18 protein-coding genes are annotated in these 21,536 nt (G+C 57.8%); 4 read left to right on the top strand and 14 right to left on the bottom strand.

The window, feature by feature from the left end:
- Positions 1-18: 18 nt before the first annotated feature.
- From PDMSB3_RS04840 to PDMSB3_RS04825, 4 genes are all read right to left on the bottom strand, one after another.
- Entirely contained in the window at positions 19-1,134 is a 1,116-nt protein-coding gene (locus tag PDMSB3_RS04840) for a substrate-binding domain-containing protein (protein WP_165185171.1), read from the bottom strand.
- Between the two features lie 916 nt (positions 1,135-2,050).
- Positions 2,051-2,335 (bottom strand): transposase, encoded by a 285-nt coding sequence (locus tag PDMSB3_RS38400; RefSeq protein WP_165185168.1) that lies wholly within the window; start codon positions 2,333-2,335, stop codon positions 2,051-2,053.
- Between the two features lie 234 nt (positions 2,336-2,569).
- The gene (locus PDMSB3_RS04830; RefSeq protein WP_165185165.1) at positions 2,570-4,372 is read right to left on the bottom strand and encodes an acyl-CoA dehydrogenase; all 1,803 of its coding nucleotides are present in this window, start codon (positions 4,370-4,372) and stop codon (positions 2,570-2,572) included.
- A gap of 351 nt (positions 4,373-4,723) precedes the next feature.
- Positions 4,724-5,848, bottom strand: a complete 1,125-nt coding sequence (locus tag PDMSB3_RS04825) for an LLM class flavin-dependent oxidoreductase (RefSeq protein WP_165185162.1) — start codon at positions 5,846-5,848, stop codon at positions 4,724-4,726.
- 600 nt (positions 5,849-6,448) lie between these two features.
- Here PDMSB3_RS04825 and PDMSB3_RS04820 point away from each other — a divergent pair.
- A complete protein-coding gene (locus PDMSB3_RS04820) occupies positions 6,449-7,534 on the top strand; it encodes an SDR family oxidoreductase (RefSeq protein ID WP_165185159.1) in 1,086 nt (361 codons plus the stop codon).
- Between the two features lie 122 nt (positions 7,535-7,656).
- Positions 7,657-8,706, top strand: coding sequence for a sugar ABC transporter substrate-binding protein (locus tag PDMSB3_RS04815; protein WP_165185155.1), 1,050 nt, complete (start codon positions 7,657-7,659; stop codon positions 8,704-8,706).
- A 440-nt stretch (positions 8,707-9,146) separates the two neighbouring features.
- Here the strand turns inward: PDMSB3_RS04815 and PDMSB3_RS04810 are convergent, their stop codons facing one another.
- From PDMSB3_RS04810 to PDMSB3_RS04795, 4 genes are all read right to left on the bottom strand, one after another.
- Entirely contained in the window at positions 9,147-10,136 is a 990-nt protein-coding gene (locus tag PDMSB3_RS04810) for a quinone oxidoreductase family protein (RefSeq protein WP_197740208.1), read from the bottom strand.
- 282 nt (positions 10,137-10,418) lie between these two features.
- Positions 10,419-10,814: a flavin reductase family protein gene (locus PDMSB3_RS37635; RefSeq protein WP_197740207.1), complete on the bottom strand. Its 396-nt coding sequence runs from the start codon at positions 10,812-10,814 to the stop codon at positions 10,419-10,421.
- 325 nt (positions 10,815-11,139) lie between these two features.
- On the bottom strand, positions 11,140-11,475 hold the full coding sequence (locus PDMSB3_RS04800; protein ID WP_165185153.1) for a cupin domain-containing protein: 336 nt from the start codon (positions 11,473-11,475) through the stop codon (positions 11,140-11,142).
- Between the two features lie 145 nt (positions 11,476-11,620).
- Positions 11,621-12,481 carry a helix-turn-helix transcriptional regulator gene (locus PDMSB3_RS04795; protein WP_165185150.1) on the bottom strand — a complete coding sequence of 287 codons (861 nt, stop codon included), beginning with the start codon at positions 12,479-12,481 and terminating at the stop codon, positions 11,621-11,623.
- Between the two features lie 388 nt (positions 12,482-12,869).
- Here PDMSB3_RS04795 and PDMSB3_RS37765 point away from each other — a divergent pair, with 388 nt between their 5' ends.
- Positions 12,870-13,106, top strand: a complete 237-nt coding sequence (locus tag PDMSB3_RS37765) for a GntR family transcriptional regulator (protein WP_232064112.1) — start codon at positions 12,870-12,872, stop codon at positions 13,104-13,106.
- Between the two features lie 154 nt (positions 13,107-13,260).
- Here PDMSB3_RS37765 and PDMSB3_RS38275 read toward each other — a convergent pair whose 3' ends face one another.
- From PDMSB3_RS38275 to PDMSB3_RS04765, 6 genes are read right to left on the bottom strand one after another with little or no spacing between them, the layout of a single operon-like run.
- Positions 13,261-13,386 carry an SDR family oxidoreductase gene (locus PDMSB3_RS38275; protein WP_327197025.1) on the bottom strand — a complete coding sequence of 42 codons (126 nt, stop codon included), beginning with the start codon at positions 13,384-13,386 and terminating at the stop codon, positions 13,261-13,263.
- A gap of 37 nt (positions 13,387-13,423) precedes the next feature.
- Positions 13,424-14,029 carry an SDR family NAD(P)-dependent oxidoreductase gene (locus PDMSB3_RS04785; protein WP_310698808.1) on the bottom strand — a complete coding sequence of 202 codons (606 nt, stop codon included), beginning with the start codon at positions 14,027-14,029 and terminating at the stop codon, positions 13,424-13,426.
- A 25-nt stretch (positions 14,030-14,054) separates the two neighbouring features.
- Positions 14,055-17,528: an indolepyruvate ferredoxin oxidoreductase family protein gene (locus PDMSB3_RS04780; protein ID WP_165185146.1), complete on the bottom strand. Its 3,474-nt coding sequence runs from the start codon at positions 17,526-17,528 to the stop codon at positions 14,055-14,057.
- 2 nt (positions 17,529-17,530) lie between these two features.
- A complete protein-coding gene (locus tag PDMSB3_RS04775) occupies positions 17,531-18,760 on the bottom strand; it encodes an acyl-CoA dehydrogenase family protein (RefSeq protein WP_165185143.1) in 1,230 nt (409 codons plus the stop codon).
- 1 nt (position 18,761) lies between these two features.
- Positions 18,762-19,109 (bottom strand): DUF6285 domain-containing protein, encoded by a 348-nt coding sequence (locus PDMSB3_RS04770; RefSeq protein WP_165185141.1) that lies wholly within the window; start codon positions 19,107-19,109, stop codon positions 18,762-18,764.
- On the bottom strand, positions 19,109-20,215 hold the full coding sequence (locus tag PDMSB3_RS04765; protein ID WP_165185139.1) for a phosphotransferase family protein: 1,107 nt from the start codon (positions 20,213-20,215) through the stop codon (positions 19,109-19,111). The genes PDMSB3_RS04770 and PDMSB3_RS04765 overlap by 1 nt, the downstream gene beginning before the upstream one ends.
- Positions 20,216-20,559: 344 nt before the next feature.
- Here PDMSB3_RS04765 and PDMSB3_RS04760 point away from each other — a divergent pair, with 344 nt between their 5' ends.
- Positions 20,560-21,510, top strand: coding sequence for a LysR family transcriptional regulator (locus tag PDMSB3_RS04760; RefSeq protein WP_165185136.1), 951 nt, complete (start codon positions 20,560-20,562; stop codon positions 21,508-21,510).
- Positions 21,511-21,536: the final 26 nt, after the last annotated feature.

Raw genomic sequence — 21,536 nt, 5'->3', positions numbered from 1 at the left:
ACATCCGTAGCCGAACGCTCAGTTGTTGTCAGCCAGGAATTTGTTGACTTCCTGTGGCGTGAAGGAGATGCCGCAGTCCACGTAGCTCGCTACCGTTTCGTACGTGTCCGGGAGATTGGGGAAATAATTGACGTCGGGTTTCATGTCCTTCGTCAGGACATACGGAATCGGCAGATACGCCCGGGTCGGGAATGTCTTTCCTTGCAGGAGCGCCACCGCTGCCTGCAGGGCAACCGGACCTTGGCCAGGCGAGGTAGAGACAGCGACACCCGGAAGCTTCTGTGCAGCGAGCGCTTTTACAAAGCCATTAGCGGCATCGCCACCGACAGGGATTGCTGGGCTGTGCGCGGCTTGAAGTGCGCGCGTGACGCCCTGGCAGCCATACTGGCAAGTTACCGCGTCGAAGTTTCCGTTCACGGCGATTGCATCGGAGACAACCTTCTGGACCGTACCTGTATCCCAGTTGCCGACAACCTCGGTGACCTGAATGTCCTTGTAGTTGCTGACAATCTTCTGCACACCAGCATGGAGGTCCCGGTCAGCCGCGTTGCCAGCCGGCCCCCGGACTTCGAGCAGTCTGCCCTTCTTGACCGGCATCTGGTCAAGAGTGGCCTGGGTACGAATCGACTCGAAGCGGGTCCACTCCGGCGTAATCTGCAGTATCTCTGCGTTGTCGACCGGATTGTCAAACGACACCAGGATTGCTCCCGCCTTTTTTGCGCGGCGGATGACTGCATCGAATGCCTTGGGGTTGACCGGGTCAAATGCAATCACGTCGTAGCCGGCTTCAATGAAGTTGTCGACCGCCGCGATTTGCGCCGCGACATCGGCTCCCGTGCTAACGACTTTCAGTTCCTTGATGTTGCGCGCATTCTCCGGTCGCGCTGCCCACGCACGGCTTTCCTGAATCATCTGGGTACGCCAGGGGATACCGGTATAACCGTTGACCAGTGCTACCCTGTACGGGCCCGGGCGCGCCGGGTACTTAATCGTCGTTGTGACGCCCGGCGCGGGCTTGTAGCAGGCTGGCATGTACGTATCAGCCGCCACCGATGTCAGCGACGTGGCCAGCGATGCTACCGCCAGACCAACTGCTGCCGCCAAAGGAATGCCACCTCTCTTTGCACGCTTCATCTTCGTCTCCAATATTTTCTCAATCCGCACAGCGCAAGCTCTTTTGGCTGCATCTGTTTTTTCGGTTCGGGCAGTCCCGCTGAAGGCCAACCGCCCTTCCTACTAGCACTGACGTACCTCTCGACCTCACTGGGCGATACTTTTTGCTTTGCAAATCAGACTTACAGAAACCAGACTATTTTATTTCGGATACCGAACTACGCTAGGTTGCATACCCGACTGAAAACACGCGTCCTGACTACTCACTTCGTCTTACGAAACCTTTGTTAAGCGCCGCCGAACAAAGTGTTTTCAGGCCGTGTGAAGCACAGGATAAATGACGTCACAGGCAATCCTTTCTCTGAAACTTCCGAAAACAGATTTCAGAAAAAGTGAAATCAAGTGGCTTGCGAAAACAATTTATTCATGAAGTGGAATGCCGCCTGCAACGTTCGCTGCGCCCAATGTCGTTTACCCTCTAGTCAGGTCGGCCATGCGAAATGAATATTGACTCAGAGCTCGTTCGCTCTTATCGTCACTTTGACGCACCCAGGACGACATTGAATTGATGGCGCAGTCCGCCTGACTACGAGTCGTTGGCGAGACATGAGAGGAGCTCCACGTAACCGCGCGGCCCCGCGCGGAGCCATCGACTGGCAGTGTTCGGTGTGCGTGCGGCGGTTAATCCCGCACAGCAGAAATTAACCAGTATCGCGCGGGGATGCTGAAGCTTTACACGAGGCGCGCGCTAGCCACGCGGCTGAGGCTTTTCCCGGATGACGGGGTCATGAATACCGTCAGGTCATTCTGAGGATGCGTTTGAGACCGTCGATGCGGACGGGTGGCCTTCGGAAAATTTGATTTTTCTATCCAGACCGGTTCAGTCCGATTGAAATCGGTCCGCTAGCGTGGAGGAATCGCTTGCCTCCTGCACCCATCATCGACGCGTCGTCCTCACGTCGAAATCTCCGGCGATGCCCAGTTCCGATAGCACCTTGGCAATCAGTCCAGTTCGCTTCCACTCCAGCCATTTCAGGTAGCACGTCTGGGATGCTGGATATGAGGACGGCAAATTTTGCCACTTTTCGTTATTAATCAAAACCCAAAGAATGCCATTAAGGACGGCGCGAGGGCAGGACCGAGGTCTGCCGACACGGTGCTTTGGTTGATTTTCAAAATAATGCGAAATGCAGCCCCACTGCTCATCCGAGAGAGGAATCATTTTGGTCGCCCCAAGCGCTTTGATGACGTAGACCCTTTCCAGAGCTCAAAACGATGCTGCGCCTGGTGAGCCCCTTATCAAAATTTCCATTTCAACCGTGCCGCTGGTCAAAACCCGGTGAATGCCGCACCGCCAATGACATCGTTTTTCCTCCGACGCGCGCGGGCCCAATTGCACGACCCTTCGCCAGTCGAACTCTCGTGTGCACTTGTGTCTGACGCGCCCTGGGCGCCGTCAAAAATCGTCTTCGGCGAGCGCAAGTGAAGCTTCGCCGTCTTTCGCGCTCAGTATTGAAGCGGCGAGTGCTGGCGCCTGTGGCAGGATGTAGTCTGCAAAAAAGTGTGCCGTCGCAATCTTGGCGCCGTAGAAGTCGGGGGCGCCCGTTCGCTTCCTGACCGCCACCACTAGCGCACGGGCCATCTGCCAACCGGTGAGTACGACGCCGGCGAGCTTCAGGTACAGCACGCCGCCAGCTGCGACCGCATTCGGGTCGTGCCTGTTGGTGTCCAGCACGAAATGCACAGCATCCGTCAATGCTTTTAGTCCATCTTTCAGACGACCGTGCATCGCACGACAGGCGTTCCCCGCTTCTCCAGCGTCGATGCTCTCCAGTTCGGCCAGAGTTTTCGCCACCGCCTCGAGTATGACTCGAGCAGTTGCACCGCCGTCCCTCAACGTCTTCCTCCCGACCAGGTCGTTTGCCTGGATGGCGGTTGTTCCCTCATAAATCGGGAGAATCCGTGCGTCACGGTAGAACTGCGCTGCGCCCGTCTCCTCAATGAACCCCATGCCCCCATGCACCTGCACGCTAAGGCTCGTCACCTCCAGCGACATCTCGGTGCTCCATCCCTTGACGATGGGCACCAGAAACTCGTAGAGGGCCCTGTGGCTGTCCCGTGTTGCGCTGTCCGCCGCATAGTGTGCGTAGTCAAGATGAGCCGCTGCCACATACGCCAGCGCCCGAGCGCCTTCGGTCAGCGCACGCATGGTCGTCAGCATCCGTCGCACGTCTGGATGGTGAATGATGGCGACCGGCTGTCTGGATGAACCGTCTACGGGACGGCTTTGCACACGCTCCTTCGCGTAAGTCACAGCCTTTTGATACGCCGCATCGGAAACACCAATTCCCTGCAGGCCGACCGCGAATCTGGCCGCGTTCATCATGATGAACATGTATTCGAGGCCCCGATTCTCCTCGCCAACCAGGTAGCCTACCGCGCCGCCGTTGTCACCGAATTGCAGCACGGCCGTAGGACTCGCCTTAATACCGAGCTTGTGCTCGATTGACAGGCATCGAACATCGTTGCGCCCACCCAGTGAGCCGTCTTCGTTGACTAGGAATTTGGGCACGACAAACAGCGAAATACCTTTTACGCCCGCAGGCGCATCAGGCGTCCTGGCGAGAACCAGATGGACGATGTTGCTCGCCATGTCGTGTTCGCCGTAGGTGATAAAAATCTTCGTACCGAACACCGCATAGGTGCCGTCGTCGCCTGGAACCGCCCGAGAGCTGACCAGCGACAGGTCGGAACCAGCCTGCGGCTCAGTGAGGTTCATCGTCCCAGTCCATTCACCCGAGATGAGCTTGGGCAAGTACCGTTCTTTCAGCTCGGTGGACCCTGCTGTCAGCAGCGCCTCGATGGCACCGTCTGTCAGAAATGAGCACAGGGCGAAAGACATATTTGCCGCGTTCTGCATTTCAGTGCATGGCGTCGCAATCAGCTTTGACAGGCCTTGACCACCGAATTCGGTGGGATGGACGATACCTTGCCAACCGCCTGCGGCGAACTGATGAAATGCTTCCCTGAAACCCGGCGTTGTGATGACGTTGCCGTCCTGCCATGCACTCGGATTCTTGTCCCCTTCGAAGTTCAGCGGCGCCACAATCTCAGAAGTGAATTTCGCGGCTTCTTCCAGGACGGCGTGTGCCGTTTCCAGAGTCGCATCTTCAAGACCCGGCAATGTAGAAGTCTTTGCGATATCGGCCAATTCTTCGAGTACGAAGAGCATGTCTTTGATTGGGGCGATGTAAGTCATTACAAATTTCCTGAATGTTGATGCGTACGAGCCTGCAAGACACCGACCTTGCGTAGGTCAATGAACGTGTTGGCATATGGCCCAGGGCCGACAACGGTCTTATCCAGACTTTTCCTTTCGCCTCGTTCGTTGGCTTCCGCGCGCACATTTACAGACGTTGCCTCATAAATGAAAAAGCCGCTCGCGTGCCCTTGGAGTGCACGCGAGCGGCGGAACCAGAACAGGAGATTTTTCCGGTCCCTCACAAGTAATGCGATTCAGAGTTCCGGGGTAGCGACGCAGGGTTCATGCAATGCGCCGCAGCAGCTCGGTATATCGCAGAAAAGGCTACGACGGTGGCCGAAAGAACACCTATTGCGCGTACTCGACCTGCTGCTTATCGGCCAGCCGGGGCTCCATGTACTCGCTCAGCCTCGGCATCACCTGCTTCGCCGTCAGTTCCATCGAACGGCGCCAGAGGGGCTCGTCATCCCACTCATGGAAGGTGGTCAGGAGCGTTCCGAACGGACCGGTCTTCTCGCTGAACGCCACCAGCTGTTCAACGACCGAGTTTGCGTCGCCGGCAATAACCATCTCGCGAATACAGTGCTCGATGTTCACCTCGTCGTCGGTCATGTCGGGGCGCGACTTGAAAATGCTCGCGTAACCGATGGCCTTCAGGTGAGTGACCATGAAGTCGAAGTACGTGGCCAGCGCGTTGGTTTCGCGGGCCAGGTATTCGTCGGCCTCGGCCTGCGAATCGGCAACAAACACGGAACGGGCGACACGCCAGTTCCGGCGGTCGGGTTTGACCCCGGCCGACAGCGCGCCATCGGTGTAGGCCTGCCAATGCGATGCGACTGTAGAAGCCAGATTGAAGTTGGCCGAAATGACGTCCCAGTCGTTCGCCCCAGCAAGTTTCGCGGTGCTCGAAAAATTACTCATTGCAGACGTGGCAACCCGCGGGAACGGATTCTGATAAGGGACCGGCATCAGTCCGACGCCCAAGTCTTCGTGAACGGTGTTCTTGATACTGACCTCGTGATGCGCCGTCTTCAGGTCGTATGGCGCATCGGTGTTCCAGATAGCGCGAATCATCTGGTAACACGACGCAAGCATTGCCCCGCTCGCCTTGTGGTCGCTCTTGTACACCTCGAAGTCCGATGCAAGGCCACCTGGGCCAATGCCCATAATGAAGCGCCCTTTCGACATATGGTCGAACATGGCTGCGTCCGCCGCGATGCGGGCAGGGTGATGATGTGGCAAATTCAACACGCCAGTGCAGAGCTTGATGCGCTCGGTAAGGGGAATCAGTGTCGAGAGAAACTGTAGCGCGTTGGTTACCGGTTCCGTTCGCTGCGAAGTGTGTTCGCCCATCCAAAGCTCGTCATAACCTACCTTGTCCGCGTGAATGGCACACGCAATGTCCATGTCATACATTGCGTGATATGGTGCCCCAGACAAATGGAGCGGCTGCATGAAAATGCCAAGTTTCATTTCATCTCCTTACTCTTTCTATGTAAGACCAGCATCTGACCGTCTACGCGGTACGTTTTGATTCTGGCTAGGCATCAAGCCGGACCGCTTATCCGGGACACGGACAAGCGGTGGCAGTGCTCTCAGGCACTCCTCGAACGTATGAATAGTCTGAAATTCGGGTAACTGTGCAGCCGCCCAGACACACCGGATGCTCTCCTATCTCCGGAGGCACCACGTCGAAAACATCGCTGACGTTCCGATTATTTCATTGCCTCACTAAATACCAAGCAAATCGAAACAATGTTATTCGCCTCGTTATTAGCCACAGGATAAGTGACGGACGGGTAATTGATTTTCTGAGATTTCAGAAAACAGATTTCATAAAAACTGATGACTCTCACCCGGCTCGAGATGCGTGTCGTTTACCCTGAAAATGACTCACTAATCATAAATGAATATTGACTCATAGTTCGTTCACTCATATCGTCCGTCTCAGGGCCGTGCGTAAGAACGAGTCCAAGTTCAAGGTAGTTCAGAGCAGAGCCTCGCGCATAGCATGGAGCGAGAGCAACACGACCCATCCGCATCATTGTCCAATTAACCTTCAGAAAGGTAACCATGACGACGAACACAGGGTCTGCGCCAGCTCGAAGACTCCTCATTGTGGGTGGCTACGGCGTAGTCGGGACTGCGGTGGCGAGCGCCATGCGAAACACTGACTGGACCGTCCTGACTGCGGCACGACGCGCGGCCCCAACTCAAATGCTCGCCGGAGCCCCAGCCGCGGACCACCTGCGCATCGATTTGCTTAACCCGGCAGAGATAAGCGACGCCCGCTCCAGACTTGAAAGCGTGACCGACGTCGTTTATTGCGCATACGCCGAGAGGGAATCGATGGCTGCGGCTGTTGAGCCCAATGCCTCGATGCTCGGCAACGTACTTAAAGGGCTTCGAATCGCGGGCGCGAGATTGCAGTCTGTTGTTCTCATCGGCGGTGGCAAGTCATACGCGGAACACCTCGGAGCCTACAAATCGCCCGCCAAGGAAAGTGACCCGCGCTTCATGGGCCCGATTTTCTACAACGACCAAGAAGACATTCTCTGGGCTCGTGCACAGACACAGGGTTACAACTGGACCGTGCTACGGCCTGATGCTGTAATCGGTCCAAGCATTGGCTCACCGATGAACCTTGTCATGGGAATCGCGGCGTTTGCCGTAACCAGTCGTGAGTTGAATGTGCCGTTGCGATTTCCAGGCAGCCTGGCGGCATGGTCCGCACTCCATCAGGCGACAGACTCTGAAATTCTCGGTCAAGCCGTGCGGTGGGCGCTCACATCTCCTTCCGCTCGCAATGAAATCTTCAATGTCACGAACGGCGACAACTTCCGGTGGCAGCACCTCTGGCCTGACGTGGCAGAGTTCTTCGACATGCCGGTCGCCGCGCCCCAGCCCATGTCTCTTGCCGAACAGATGCAGGACAAGGCAAGCCTCTGGGAACGGACAATCAGAAAGCACAATCTGAAGCCGACACTGTGGTCCGAGCTGGTGTCATGGCCATTTCTTGACGGTCAGCTGAACTTCGGCACCGACATGGTCCAAAGCACCATCAAGATTCGGCAGGCTGGCTTTGGTGCATGCGTTGATTCGCATCAGAGCATTCTTTCCCACTTGCGTCGGCTACGTGATTACCGCCTGATTCCCTAGGTGCGTACCGATATTGCTGGAAGTAAATTGAAATGAGACTGGTGGAGACAACAATGAAACATATAACGAGACGCGCCCCTCACGCATTTGCGAGCGCTATGGTACTTGCGCTCGTAGCGGCAATGGCACCGCAGATTGCGACGGCCGCCGAAACTTTCATGCCGGCTTGCTATACCCCCGCGCCAGCGTCCGCGGGCACGATTCAGTACCCGGCTCGCACGGGACCCTACAGGGTGGCGCTGGTCTATGGCTTCAGCGGCATTCCGTGGCTCACACAGATGGTTCAGGAAACGCAGGCGTGGGTTGCCCGACCCGAGAATGCAAAGAACATCAAGGAACTGAAAGTGGTCGGCACCGGGTCCGACGTTGTCGCCCAAATCGCTGCAATCGATAGTTTCATCCAGGTCGGCTATGACGCCATCGTCTTTGATTCGGTGAACCCCAAGGCGTTCGACGCGGTTATCCGGCGTGCAAAGCAGGCGGGCACAGTACTTGTGTCATTCGATAACGTTGTAGACAGTCCCGATGTGTTCAGAGTCACTCCGGATTTCAAGGCATTCGGCGTACTTAAGACTCAGACGGTCGTTGACCTGATGCCAACAAAAAAAGGCCGATTGCTCGAAGTGCGTGGACCGGCGGGTGCCCCAAATGACCGAGCCCGACATGCTGGTGCGCGCGAGGTCCTGGATAAGTACAAGGACATTCAGGTTACAGAGGTAGTCGGCAACTGGGATACCGGCACCGTTCAGAAAGTCGTCTCCGATGCCATCGCCGTGAATGGCAATTTCGACGCAATTGTTTGTCAGCACGGGTGCCAAGGCGTAACCAACGCTCTCAAAGCAGCGAACGGTCCGGCAACGCCCGTCGGCGGCGACGCTGTCAATGGGTTCGTCAAGGCGCTGGTGTCTCAGAAAATTCCCGGGATATCTATTTCAACGTCTCCCGGTCAAGGTCCCGTAGCGATGCAGGCAGCCATCGCACTACTCCAAGGCAAAGCCCTTCCTTCTCTTGCCTACCTTCCGCCTCTTCATGCAATGACTAAGGACATGAAGGTCGATGTCAACTACTTTCCTGAGCTGCCCGACAGCTACGAGACCGTCTCCAGCTACACCAACTGTGGCGTAGTGCTCAAACCTCAGGAATTCACAAAACTTTCGGCGAAAGACAAATAGCCCGCAAGCTTGAACGGACCGAAGCGGAACCGCAACGTCGCGTAGGTAGCGACGGCCGGCCGAAGATGATTCGTTCAGCAGGTGGCCGCCTCGAAGGCGGCCACTCGCAACACGGATTGGCCCGTAAGTCGGCTGCAGCGGCGCCGAGCTGTAATGAGCCTTCAGGAGGAGTTCCACTCACGTGCGAATCGCAGGCCAGAGCCAGCGTCTAGTCGTGTGCGGAACATCCAGCCCGTTCTGCTTGTAGCGCAGGCGTCAAGCTGCAGGAAAGTGACTGACAAGGCAGGATATATCGATGCGTTCACTGCGCAGGTGCTCAATTTGATGCGAAATTGCCGTTCATTGCGACGATTGCGCTGTCACGTGTGGCCCTCTGCCTCGGCTTCTAACAAGGGGCTCTGTGACAGCACAAACAAATGCGAACAAAGCTCGCTCAAGCATCAGACCTCGAGAATGACAGAGCCCATTGACTTGCCGCTCTCAATAAGGCGGTGAGCATCGGCAGCCGCGGCAAGGGGGAACCGCGCGCCAATGTGCACCTTTAGCGCACCGGACAGGATATGTCCGAAAAGCTCATCCGCTGCCACCTGAATGTCCTGCAAGGTCTTCAGATAGGGCGAGAGACCCGGCACGCACACCGAAAGAGACTGATATGGGCCGAGGTCTGCCAGGTCCAACGTTGGCAGAGGTCCGCCAACCTGGCCGAGATTGACCGCGAGACCGAATGGCTTGATAACCGCGAGCGAACGCTTGAGCGTGTCACCGCCGACGCCTTCGTAGACCACATCGACGCCTTCGCCTTTCGTCAGCTCTTTCGTCGCTTCCGCGAAGTCGACCTCTTTGTAGAGGATGGTTTCGTCTGCGCCAACGGACTTTGCCAACTCCGCCTTTTCAGGCGAGCCGACTGTCCCGATGACGCGCACACCGATGCTCTTCGCCCACTGAACCAGCAAAAGACCAAGGCCACCAGCTGCGCTATGAACTAGAATGGTGTTGCCCGGCTTGAGTTCACGAACACCCTTTAGCAGCATATGGACCGTCATGCCCTGCAGGCTGATTGCTGCTGCGACCTCATTACTGATGCCCTCGGGAAGGCGCATGAGCATCCGTTCGGGCATGATGCGGCGACTTGCATAGGAACCCGTCGTAACCGACCTCGGGTAACTGACATGGTCGCCGACACGGACCCGCGTCACCCCCTCGCCGACCGCCTCAACAATCCCGGCGGCTTCCACGCCAAGTGCACGCGGTAGTTCGCCAATCGGAAACAGGCCTCGGCGATGATAGGTGTCGACGAAGTTGATGCCCACGGCATCCTGCCTCAGAAGAACCTCACCCGGCCCAACGTCTCGAAGTGTTACCTTCTCCAGACGCATCTGTTCCGGACCACCAAACTCATGAATTCGTACCTCGTCAGCTTCCCAACTCATTTACATCTCTCCAGTTTTTTCGCACTAAAACAACATTCGCAATTGCGTCTTCGCGACCACCCAATCGAACCCAGTTGCGCATGCCGTCTCCTGATTAATTCCTCGCGGGGAGGCGAAACCACCGCGCTCGATTCCATCTGACTTCTTGCCCTCAACTTTCCATATCACCTGCATCCAGACGACGTATCGCCCTCCCGTATAAACGAGAGGGTCTCGAACTTCTGGCACGATGACGTTGTGTACATTTCCGATGATGACCGTATGGGTGCCGTGCTCCACCTCTCAGGCAACGGAGCAGAACACCGCGGGCGCATCATCGATGTACGGCAATCCAGCAGGTCCAGCTCGCCAACGGCCTTGGACAAATCGCTGGTCTCGATTATCGGGCCGGCTAAATCTGGCGCTGATTTCCTCATGAATGGATTGCAGCAGAACTACGCAGAAGACCCCGCTGTCCTTAATCACCGGCGATGCGCTTGCTGAACGGTTCACGCATATCAGCGCGGACGCCGGGTTCATTGACACAGAGAGGAATGTCGTCGTGGCGAGGCCATGGGGACGGCCGTTTTCGTCGACAGTAGTGACCAGCGCTACTGAAGATGCGCCCCGGCTCATGGCCGACTTGAAGCTCGCGGCAAGCTCCAGTGGATGGGTAATCCTCTCGATATCTGCTAGCACTTCCGCGTCTCCTTCTGTTCTACTGACACACACCAGAAGGCAACAACAGTAGCACCGAACACCCCGACAGCAGTGTTCACATTTGGCGAAATTACTTTTCTAATTTGCCGAATATCGGCTCGACTGTGACCACTCGCACGTGCGGTAGCAGAACGAGCCGTCTACAGCGCCTGTTCGATTTCATCTGCGGCGCGGTTGCGCTGCGCGGGCGTTCTTAGTTGTCCGCCCGCGCTTGCTGCCTCTGTGTTTTTTGCTAAACGCGCAAACTGTTCACGGCAACGCGACGATATTCGGCTGCAACCAACATCGTCGCAACGGATGTGCGCTATTTGTATTCGATGAGGACTTCGCGGTAAGGGGTGGGCCCGGCATTCAGAGCCTTGTGCGTCGCGGGTACGCGCGCGCCCTTGCCAATCTCCGAGAGCACCTCCAGGTAGCCGTGCTCCAACTTTAGCGAGAAGATTCCTCCGGTGGGGACGTCGAAGACCCCGAGGTCCTTACCTTCTTCGTCGTAGATTTGGAGCGGCGCACCGGCAATCGCATACCACACGTAGTCGCGCTCGTGCGTGTGAAGGGGCGTGCACTCCCCGGGTTCGAGGGTGAAGTTCCACACGATTACCTTGTCGTTCTCAAAAACCTTTTCGCTACCCACTCCGGCCATGATTGTCTCCTATATGTTGGACTGTTCATCGGTCATCCCGAAGGTGGCCGCGGAAGAAGTACTTCCAGGTCGTCGCCCGGTTCTTTTAGTTATAGGTGGCAATCTGACGCTTGAACTGTCGACTTATCTTTCCGGATGGTTCTTTTCATGCCTTACCGGAGAATCGGAGTGACCAACTCCACTTTCCGACGGTACTGGCTAGGTGTAACCCCTGTTGGGCCACAAAGAAACGCGTGAAGTTGCCTGGCGAGTCGAACCCCATCTGCCAGCCGATTTCCATCAAAGGGGCGTCGGGCGAAGAGACACGGGCAATCGAGGCTTCCATGCGCAGCATCGTCGCAAATGTTGCCGGCGTCACGCCAGTCTGTTTGCGAAAAAGATGAAAAAAGTGAGGTCGGGACAGGTTCGCTGAACGCGCAATCTCATCGAAATCAACGGTAATCCCACTCGTGTACTGCATGAGCTCGATGCAATGCCGGATGCGTGCGTCGAATGCCACCCCTCCTATCAACTCGCATGCCGAAAGGTGGGGTGAAGGTTGAGCCTTCGCAGTGATTTCAGCAATCAGCGCGACGATTGTCTCCTCCACGATTCTCCCCCAAGGTGATTCCCTCACAGCAAGCATATCTAGCAGCTCGTCACGAATTCTTGCAATTCTGCCTTCCGCTTCGCAACCGGGGCTGCTGAAAAACCGCGGATGTGCACTCAGCGAGAAACGACGGTCAACTTTACGAAGCCAATCCGGCTCCAGGTAGAGCGCCAGAAGCGTGGCCGGCGGCGAAAGGGGTTTCTGCTCATAGAAGTGCGGCTCCCAAGCATTTACGAGGAGTACGGTTCTGGCGTCAAGGCGATGCTGCCGCTCCCTGATGCCAAATTCGATTGCTCCCCCGCCGACCTTGAATATGATGTGGCACACACGATGAGCATGGACCGCCATGGGCTTGTCGATAAGTACCAGTGCGACGCGACCAAACTCTCCGTGAAGAATTCTTAGAGCGTCTGACATTTCATCGTCTCCTATGCTCTTCTGTCGTTTCGTCCAGACCTGCGGGGAACGACTTCGCATGCTGCAGTGCACACGCACTTCGCATCGGCTCGCTCTGCGTGAGCATCGACGTTGCTCGATGTCGGGTAGGTCGCCGAGGCCCCGAGCATCGCTGCGCTCTAACCGCCGCCGCGTCCCGAACGACCGAATCAGGCTCAAACCAGTATGCTGCCAATTGGCAACAAATACGATACCGCAGCTGTGTTGAAGCCACAGCAAAATCTCGCTACATGCCCCTGCCAGGTGTGCGCCGACTGCAAAACGCAATCGCCTGACAAAACGCCCAGCGAACGTGCCAGCCCTCAGTTATCCCCTCGCGCAGTAATGGGCGCCAGCAACGGAGCAGACAATGGCAGGCTACGCGTCTCTCATTCGGGAAAGCGAACCGCACGTGCGCGAGACCAGCGCTCCAAAGCGCGCCAGACCAACCGTAAAGGAACTTCACGAGCATCTGAAGGAGATGGCTGTCCTCCATGCGAATCGGCCAGGCGAGCGAGTGAACAAACTCGAACTCAAGGAAAAGTTCGAGGTGAGCCGGCCTCCTCGTCGAGAGGCGCTCAACCGACTTATCGCCGAAACCTTCTGACTTTTGGACCCAACCGGTGATTCTTCATCCGGGAGCTGCACCGTCAGGACATCTTCGACCTTTTCGAGATGCGGCGCAGCATGCAAGCAGCCACGGTGCAACTTGCCGCCGGGCCCGCCGACGCCAAAGCCACGCGCGACACCGAGGCTTCAGGTCAGAGCGAACTGATAAGATGACCGCCGTCAACTGTCACGACAGAGCCGGTCATAAATGAGGACGCGCCAGACGCCAGAAGAAGGATTGGTCCGTCGAGCTCGGCCGGCTTGCCCAACCTGCGCATCGGGATGCGCATGACCAGTCGCTCTCCTGCCTCGCTCTCAAAAAAAATCCCGATTCAGGTCAGTTTCGAAGTACCCCGGCGCGATGGCATTGACACGAATCCGGTGTCGCGCAAGTTCGAGTGCTAGCGCCTTGGTCATCTGAATCACGCCAGCTTTGCAGACAGCGTACGCGGTTACCTGCTGGGCAACACGCAGGCCTAGAATCGAAGCGATATTGACCACGCGTCCCGGCGCATCGACTTCCCTGAGGCTATCGGCGAAGGCGCGGGTCATTTTCCATACACCGTTAAGATTTACCTCAATCGTCTGGTTCCATGAATCGTCACTGGTGGCAAGCGCGGGCGAGTGGTGAGCCACCCCAGCATTGTTCACAAGCACGGACGGCCGCCCGAGCGTCGAGGTGACTTCCTGGAGGCATCGCGCAATAGAAATCGCGTCGGTTACATCAAGCGCAAATGCCTGTGCCGTTTGGCCTTCATCGCAGAGCGATTGGGCCAGCGTCTGACCGCTGAGGAGCCGCCGGCCGCACATTGCCACTCGACAGCCCTGTGCCGCCAACGTCTTTGAGAAGTGAAGACCCAGTCCACTGAATGCGCCTGTTACCAGCACCGTCGTGCCTGCCAGGTTAAAGTCGAACGCCATGCATGTTCTCCGGTCCTTGCGTTATTCAGGCGACCTGCTTGAGCTCAATCACCGATGGCTTCGCCAGTTGGGCGACTGCGTTCGCCCATTCCGCGTCTACGGACTTGAAATTGCGCTCCTTGACGTGTCCGTACCCACGTATCTTCTCCACCATGTTTGCTGCACGGAGTGCGGTCTTATAATTGCGCGCGGTGCCATACCGCAGAATCTCGGCAACAGTGTGCTCATAGCGAGGTATCAGGGCGCGTTCCATTCGACGCTCAGTCGTGTACCCGAACACGTCGAGGGCGGTTCCCCGGAGCACCTTCATCTTCGCGAGCATCCGGAACGCGGGCAGAATCCAGGCCTTATACTCCTTCTTGCGCGGCTCGCCGCTCAGTACGTCTTTGCCCGCAACGAGCGGCGGCGCAAGATTAAATGCGATACGGAAGTCTCCCTCAAACTGCTGCCGGATACTCTCGACGAACTCCGGTGAAGAATGAAGCCGTGCGACTTCATACTCGTCCTTGTACGCGAGCACCTTGAAATAGCCGCTTGCGACGGCGCGCGTGACGCTCTCCTCGCGCGGCATAACAGTGCGCTCCCAGTCGCGAACCTTGCCGACGAGCTCGCGGAGACGCTGGCCATAAGCAGCATTCTGATAGTCGCTCAGGAACCTGACTTTGCGCTCGATGAATTCGTCGAGTGTCGACGAAATCCGGAGGGACTCGCTCACCGGCTTCGCCGCGACAAGTGCGCGCTCGGCTGCAGTGGGCGATAGTGCAGCCCGGCGGCCCCACAGAAAAGCTTCCTGGTTCATCCTGACACCCGCGCCATTGAGCTCAATGGCGGCGTTGATGGCCTCGGAGCCAATCGGGATGAGACCACGCTGGTAGGCGTAGCCGAGCATGAACATATTGCCCGCAATCGTGTCCTCGAACAGGTTGAGGGCGTATTTTGTCGCCTCAACAAACTCCGCACGGTCGCCCCCGACGGCATCGGTAATGGCCTTTCGCATTTCCGGCGCAGGGAACCTGAGGTCGGGATGGCGCGTAAATTCGCCTGTCATGACCTCGTGCGTGTTCACGAGCATGCGTGTTGCACCCTTTCGCGTCGCGGCGAGCGTCTTGCGGCTCGCTGCCACGACCATATCGCAGCCCAGAACGACATCAGCACCACCCGCGGCGATGCGGATAGCCTTGATAGCGTGTGGGCTCTTTCCAAAGCGCAGGTGCGACCATACCGAGCCACCCTTCTGGGCAAGGCCAGCCATGTCAAGAATTCCGCACCCCTTGCCTTCCAGATGAGCAGCCATGCCAAGAATTGCGCCAATGGTCACAACCCCGGTACCACCAACGCCCGTCACGATGATGGAGTAGACGCCGTCTTCGACAGAGGGCAGTTCAGGTTCAACCAGTGCCGGGAACAGTTCGATGTTCGGTTTGATGGCGCCGCCCTTTCTGAGGCTGCCGCCATGCACTGTCACGAAGCTTGGGCAAAAGCCGTTGTTGCATGAGTAGTCCTTGTTGCACGAGGACTGGTCGATGACCCGTTTGCGCCCGTGCTCCGTCTCAAGGGGAACCAGCGAAACGCAGTTGGACTTCACGCCGCAATCGCCGCAGCCTTCGCAGACGAGGTCGTTAATGACAAGGCGCTTTGCAGGGTCGGGGAACTGATTGCGCTTGCGGCGACGACGTTTCTCGGCCGCGCAGGTCTGGTCATACACCAGCACTGTCACACCTGGAATGTCGCGTAGCTCCTCCTGAACCTTTTGCAGTTCGGAACGGTGGTGGATGGTCACGCCCTGTGCCCAGCCGGCATCCGCTGGATATTTTGACGGCTCGTCCGTCACGACCGCGATGCGGCTCACGCCTTCAGCGCGCACCTGCCGCGTGACGGCCATCGGGCTGAGCTGTCCGTCGTGCCGTTGACCACCGGTCATTGCCACCGCGTCGTTGTACAGAATCTTGAACGTGATGTTGGTCCTGGCAGCAAGCGCTGCACGGACCGCGAGCAGGCCTGAATGGAAATAGGTGCCATCGCCCATGTTCTGGAACATGTGACCACGCTTTGAGAACGGTGCCTCGCCAACCCACGCCATCCCCTCGGCGCCCATCTGCGTGAAGCCCTGCGTGTTGCGCTCCATCGTCTGTGCCATCCAGCCACAGCCGATGCCGGCGTAGGCCTTACTTCCTTCAGGAATAACCGTCGACGAGTTATGCGGGCAGCCACTGCAGAAGTAAAAGCTGCGTAGCATGGCTTCAGGCGTGAGTTCCACCTGGCTCAGTTCAGTCAGGAAAGCGACCCGCTCTGCAATGCCTGCGTCGCCCGTATGCTGCGCGAGGCGTTGACCCAGAGCGATTGCAATCTGAATCGAACTGAGCGCCATTTCGACCGGAAAGAGCTTCTTGCCCTGCTCGTCGTGCTTTCCGATAACGACCGGGGCGTGAGGCTGCCGATACAGGATGTCTTTAACCTGGAATTCAAGCAGACTGCGCTTTTCTTCAACGACCATGAGAAGGTCAAGCCCGGATGCGAAGTCCCGAATACCCTGAGGCTCGAGTGGCCAGGTGCAGGCCACCTTGTAGATGGCAACGCCCATTGACTCCAGGTCGCCCTCCGTGACGTTCAGGTCGTCAATAGCCTGCAGGAGGTCCAGGTAATTCTTGCCGTGCGTCACGATACCGATTCGCGCGTGAGGCGTGCCAAGTGCAACCCGGTCAAGTCCGTTCGCGCGAACGAACGCCCGAACAGCATCAAGTTTATGATTGTGAAGCCGGAATTCCTGCTGCTGGGGTGTGTCCGGTTGTCTGAGGTTGAGGCCATCCGGCGGCATTTCGAACGCCGTCGGAATCTGCGGCGTGACGCGTTCCAGGTCGACATCGATTGCAGCAGAGGCGTCAGCAACGTCTTTCACGCACTTGATGCCGACCCAACACCCCGAGTATCGCGACATAGCCCAGCCAAACAGGCCATAGTCGAGAATTTCCTGTACGCCACTCGGGCTCAAGATAGGGATTGACGCGTCGACTAACGCAAATTCCGACTGATGGCAGGTCGTCGACGACTCGCACGTGTGGTCGTCGCCCATCAACAGCAGCACGCCGCCGTTCCTGGAACTGCCAGCGAGATTTGCGTGACGGAAAGCGTCGCCACTGCGGTCAACGCCTGGGCCCTTTCCGTACCAGATGGAGAAGACGCCATCATACTTGCCCTCCCCGCCCACCTCGGCCTGCTGCGTGCCCCAGACCGCTGACGCCGCAAGGTCTTCGTTTATCCCCGGCACGACGACAACATTGGCCTTGCCCAGAAACTTCCTGGCCTTCCCGAGTTCGGCATCGTATGTGCCCAGCGGCGAGCCCCGGTAGCCGGAGATGTAGCCGGCGGTGCTCAGCCCATCTGCCTTATCCCGTCGCTGCTGCATCAACGGCAAACGCACAAGGGCCTGTACTCCGGTCAGGAACATGCGCCCGCTGTCGAGGGCGTACTTGTCGTCAAGCGTCACTGTTCGCAGAGTCACGGTCACTCCTTCGTGGTGGTAGGTTCGGCCGGTTGCGACTTCCAGTTCCAGATATCGCTCCCGGTTTCAAGGAGCGAGCGCGCAACGACCATCTTGTGGACTTCCGAGGCACCGTCAACGAGGCGTGCCTGCCGTGCGTACCGGTACATCCATTCGAGTAGCGTGTCCCTGGAATAGCCTTTGGCGCCGTGCAACTGAATGGCTGTATCGACGACGTGGTGCAATGTCTCCGATGCCGCGATTTTTGCCATCGATATTTCCGGGCGTGCGAAGTCGCCGGTGTCCATGCAGCACGCTGCGCGCATCGTCAGCAAGCGAGCGATGTCGAGCTTCATGGCTGCTTCCCCCAGCAGCCATTGCACGCCTTCACGCGCCGAGAGCAGGTTGCCGCCCGCCTTGCGAGTGTTCACATGGGCAACGGCGAGCTCGAGTGCACGGCGGGCCATCCCATTCCACCTCATGCAGTGGGTCAGGCGGGCTGTGCCAAGGCGTATCTGCGTTGCCTTGAGGCCATCGCCAACTTCCATGAGGCGATGCTCATCGGGGATTTCCAGACCATCGAACTCAATTTCGCAATGTCCCCCGTGCTCCTCCGGGCCCATAATCTGGATGCGGCGGACAATGCGCCAGCCAGGACTGTCGGCGTGAAAGAGGAAGGCGGAGAGCCCCCTTCTCGAGTCGGCCGATGTGCGCGCGATGAGGATGAAGTGAGCCGCGACCTCCGCGCCGGTAATGAACCACTTGCGACCGCTGATAATCCACCGGTCGCCCGCGCGCTCTGCGCTCGTCAGCATCATCGACGGGTCTGAGCCCGCACCCGGCGCCGGCTCGGTCATAGCAAACGCGGAACGGACTTTCCCCTCGATGATTGGCTGCAACCATTGGTCCTTCTGCGCAGGCGTTGCCACCTTGTTCAGAAGAATCATGTTGCCGTCGTCGGGTGCCGCCGAGTTAAAGACAACCGGACCGAAGATAGAGCGATTCATCTCTTCATAGCAGACCGCCATCTGGGCAATGAACAGGCCGCCACCACCGCGCTCGCGGGGCATCTGGAGCGCCCACAGACCGTTCGCGCGTGCCTGCGCGCGTAGTTCCCTGAGCAGGCTCTCGGAAATGTTCTCGTGCTGGTCGTAGGAGTCAGCCCTAAACTCGAGCGGTAACAGTACGTCGTTGACGAACGTCCGAATCTGGTCGCGCAACGCTCGCGTCCTGTTGTCAATTGAGAAATCCATTTCACGAGGTCCTTTCGGAGTTTTGCAGGGTTTCGAGCATGCGGGGGTTGTCGATTGAAAGTTCCTGTACGAGGCGATTTCGCAGGTTTGCGACGAGCGCAGAGCGCATCGGCGAGCCACCGTCAAACTGTCCCGCACGAATGCCTCCGGCAATAGCAACGTCCCCGAGCAGCGGCAGCGGCGCCGTCGGACGGAACGCTGCGTTGACGTGGCGGGCAACGATGCACATAGCATTGGAAACCATGAGGCCGCGATATCGGCTCTCATCCTTGAGCAACGGAAGAACATCCGCCGTGAGCGTGCTGTGCGCGATTTCGAGCAGGTCGACTATCTGGCCGGGGGCCTCCATCAGAGAATCTCCAGCAGGTTCAATGCTTCCAGTGTCAGGCCCGAGACCAGCCGGCCAGAGAGTGCGAGCTCGAGACTGCGCTGGGCACCTGAAGCGTGGCGCCTCTCCTGATGCAGTGCAATGACCGCCCATTTGACCTGCGCCAGTGCCTGCCAGTCGACTAGCTCGGACGCCTCGACACAATGCCCGGTGGCCATTCGATATCCGTCCAGAAAGCTTTGAAGCGGCCCGACTCCGCCAGCAGCCCTCTCAGTCCTGCCAAATCTCCAGCATGGTGCTGTGAACCATCCGAGGTCTTCATAAGGGTGCCCCCAGCCCGAAAACTCCCAGTCAAGAACTGCCGTAACACGTCCGCAATCGACCATGTAGTTGCCGGTCCGATAATCGCCATGCGAAAAAACCGCTTCGGTCATACCGCCGACCCGCAGCTCGACTTCGCGAAGACACAACTCAAGCGCCGGGTAGGTATCAGGCAAACTGTCGAGCTGCCGACGAAGATGGGTGATTGACTCAGACGCTGCCAAGCGTGGAGCATCCCCAAAGATAGCCCTAACGTCCGGGCAAGGCGCGCGATGGATGGTGCCAAGGATTTCACCCAGTTCGAACGCAAGCGCGTGCCTATCCGGGACAAGTACGTCGTTCCTGGCGAGAACGTGCCCCGCCGTGGTCCCCTTGACAAACTCCAGAATGAAAAACGGTTTTCCGATGACGCTCAGGTCTTCACAAAAGCCGTAGGGTTGCGGCACTCGTGCGCCTTGGCGCGACGCCAGACAATAGCGGCCGTATTCCTGCTTGCGGCTGCAACTAGCCGGGATTGCGCCATCTGCATCCGTCCTCAACACATACGTATCGCCATTCGTCATCTCAAGCCGCCAGTTTTCCTGGATGGCGCCCCCGGACAATTTCGACACTCGGGCAACGTCAGCCGGAACGATGTCCTCCTCTGACATCCAGTGCCCGAGTCTCGCAAGGGCGGCCACAGCCGGAAGGCCAGCCACGCCGCTGCCGCTTTGATTTGCAGCTTCATGCAACATAATTGTGTAGTCCGGCGCACTGCCACGAGGAAAATTCGAGTCAGCCTGCTTCAATTTCACAAGCTCGTTCATATGAACATCTCCGGGAAAGGTGCATCACTGCTGTACCAACAGGTGCCCGTCCAAACTTCCGAACCACTATCCATGAAACCGCCCTGCCTACCGCCAATCCGTCCTGCACACGTGTCGACCATTCACTGAAAGACTGGCGGGAGCGCTGCATCGGAGATTACCCTTAGGTTTTTCTGCACCAATGCACGCGCAGCCAGACACTGGATACCTTAACGGGGCCACCAACCGGTCCCTGCGTGGCATCGATTGTGTACACTGCTGCGTTCATGGCTGCAGTATAAAAATGCTTTGCGCTGCCCGATATTGAAACTTCGGGATAGTGATATAGCTGGAAGGCAACCCTGATGATTCCGTCTCTTAATTCCATCGTTGGCCGTCTGCACGCGAAGCAACTTCGCCTGCTCGCCGCACTGGCAGACCATGGCTCGCTGCTGAACGCCGCGAAGGCGGTTTCAATGTCCCAGCCCGGCGCGAGCAAGGCGCTCCGGGAAATCGAGTCCATATTCGGCGTCGAGCTATTCGTCCGAACGAACCGGGGTCTCGAGCCCAACGCCGCGGGCCACTGCGTTATCCGCTACGCGCGCCTGTTCCAGACCGATATGGCCCATTTGCGCGAAGATTTGCTTGGCGTCATGCGCGGTTTTGGAGGACGGGTGTCGGCAGGAACAATCATGGGGGCGGTGCCGCTGCTAACCGATGGCATCAATCTCTTGTTGTCGCAACAACCGAAGATGTCAGTGGAGGTTATGGAAGACACAAGTGCATCTCTGCTTGACCTGCTCGATGAAGGACGCATTGAGCTGGCGTTGTGCCGGACAAGTGTGAGTCGCGCACCGGAGCTCTACACGAGTGTCATCATTCAGCACGAAACGCTTGCCATAATCGCAAGTGCAGGACATCCGCTGGCTCACGTGCAGCGCGTGAGCCTCGCTGACCTTGAGGATGCCCGCTGGATTGTTTATCGCACGAATATGCCAATTCGACGATTGCTCGAGCGTGAATTCCATGAAGCCGGGCTTCGAATGCCCGTGCATGTTGTGGAAACAACGTCGGCTTTTACGACAATGTCGCTCCTGCGGAAAGACCCGCAATACGTTGCACTGCTGCCAGTGCCAGTCGTGGAATTCTGCACATCCCAGGGGTGGGCCACGCAGCTCTCCCTCCGTGTTGCGTCGCGCAGCGAGCCGTACGAACTCGTGACCCGTCGCAGTGCGCCCATTTCTCCAGGTGCCCAGATGCTGATTAATGCACTAACTGAGGTGAGTCCGGTCGCATTGCCTGCATCGGCTGATTAGTCCCGGGCCAGTACGCTTCCAGTACC

Source organism: Paraburkholderia dioscoreae (assembly GCF_902459535.1).
Lineage (GTDB): Bacteria > Pseudomonadota > Gammaproteobacteria > Burkholderiales > Burkholderiaceae > Paraburkholderia > Paraburkholderia dioscoreae.
This window is presented reverse-complemented; position numbering and strand designations above follow the sequence as displayed.

Bases quoted from the DNA above. Each gene is read 5' to 3' on its own strand.
- PDMSB3_RS04840 (WP_165185171.1), bottom strand. From the start codon at position 1,134: ATGAAGCGTGCAAAGAGAGGTGGCATTCCTTTGGCGGCAGCAGTTGGT.
- PDMSB3_RS38400 (WP_165185168.1), bottom strand. From the start codon at position 2,335: ATGATTCCTCTCTCGGATGAGCAGTGGGGCTGCATTTCGCATTATTTT.
- PDMSB3_RS04830 (WP_165185165.1), bottom strand. From the start codon at position 4,372: ATGACTTACATCGCCCCAATCAAAGACATGCTCTTCGTACTCGAAGAA.
- PDMSB3_RS04825 (WP_165185162.1), bottom strand. From the start codon at position 5,848: ATGAAACTTGGCATTTTCATGCAGCCGCTCCATTTGTCTGGGGCACCA.
- PDMSB3_RS04820 (WP_165185159.1), top strand. From the start codon at position 6,449: ATGACGACGAACACAGGGTCTGCGCCAGCTCGAAGACTCCTCATTGTG.
- PDMSB3_RS04815 (WP_165185155.1), top strand. From the start codon at position 7,657: ATGGCACCGCAGATTGCGACGGCCGCCGAAACTTTCATGCCGGCTTGC.
- PDMSB3_RS04810 (WP_197740208.1), bottom strand. From the start codon at position 10,136: ATGAGTTGGGAAGCTGACGAGGTACGAATTCATGAGTTTGGTGGTCCG.
- PDMSB3_RS04800 (WP_165185153.1), bottom strand. From the start codon at position 11,475: ATGGCCGGAGTGGGTAGCGAAAAGGTTTTTGAGAACGACAAGGTAATC.
- PDMSB3_RS04795 (WP_165185150.1), bottom strand. From the start codon at position 12,481: ATGTCAGACGCTCTAAGAATTCTTCACGGAGAGTTTGGTCGCGTCGCA.
- PDMSB3_RS37765 (WP_232064112.1), top strand. From the start codon at position 12,870: ATGGCAGGCTACGCGTCTCTCATTCGGGAAAGCGAACCGCACGTGCGC.
- PDMSB3_RS38275 (WP_327197025.1), bottom strand. From the start codon at position 13,386: ATGCGCAGGTTGGGCAAGCCGGCCGAGCTCGACGGACCAATCCTTCTT.
- PDMSB3_RS04785 (WP_310698808.1), bottom strand. From the start codon at position 14,029: ATGGCGTTCGACTTTAACCTGGCAGGCACGACGGTGCTGGTAACAGGC.
- PDMSB3_RS04775 (WP_165185143.1), bottom strand. From the start codon at position 18,760: ATGGATTTCTCAATTGACAACAGGACGCGAGCGTTGCGCGACCAGATT.
- PDMSB3_RS04770 (WP_165185141.1), bottom strand. From the start codon at position 19,109: ATGGAGGCCCCCGGCCAGATAGTCGACCTGCTCGAAATCGCGCACAGC.
- PDMSB3_RS04765 (WP_165185139.1), bottom strand. From the start codon at position 20,215: ATGAACGAGCTTGTGAAATTGAAGCAGGCTGACTCGAATTTTCCTCGT.
- PDMSB3_RS04760 (WP_165185136.1), top strand. From the start codon at position 20,560: ATGATTCCGTCTCTTAATTCCATCGTTGGCCGTCTGCACGCGAAGCAA.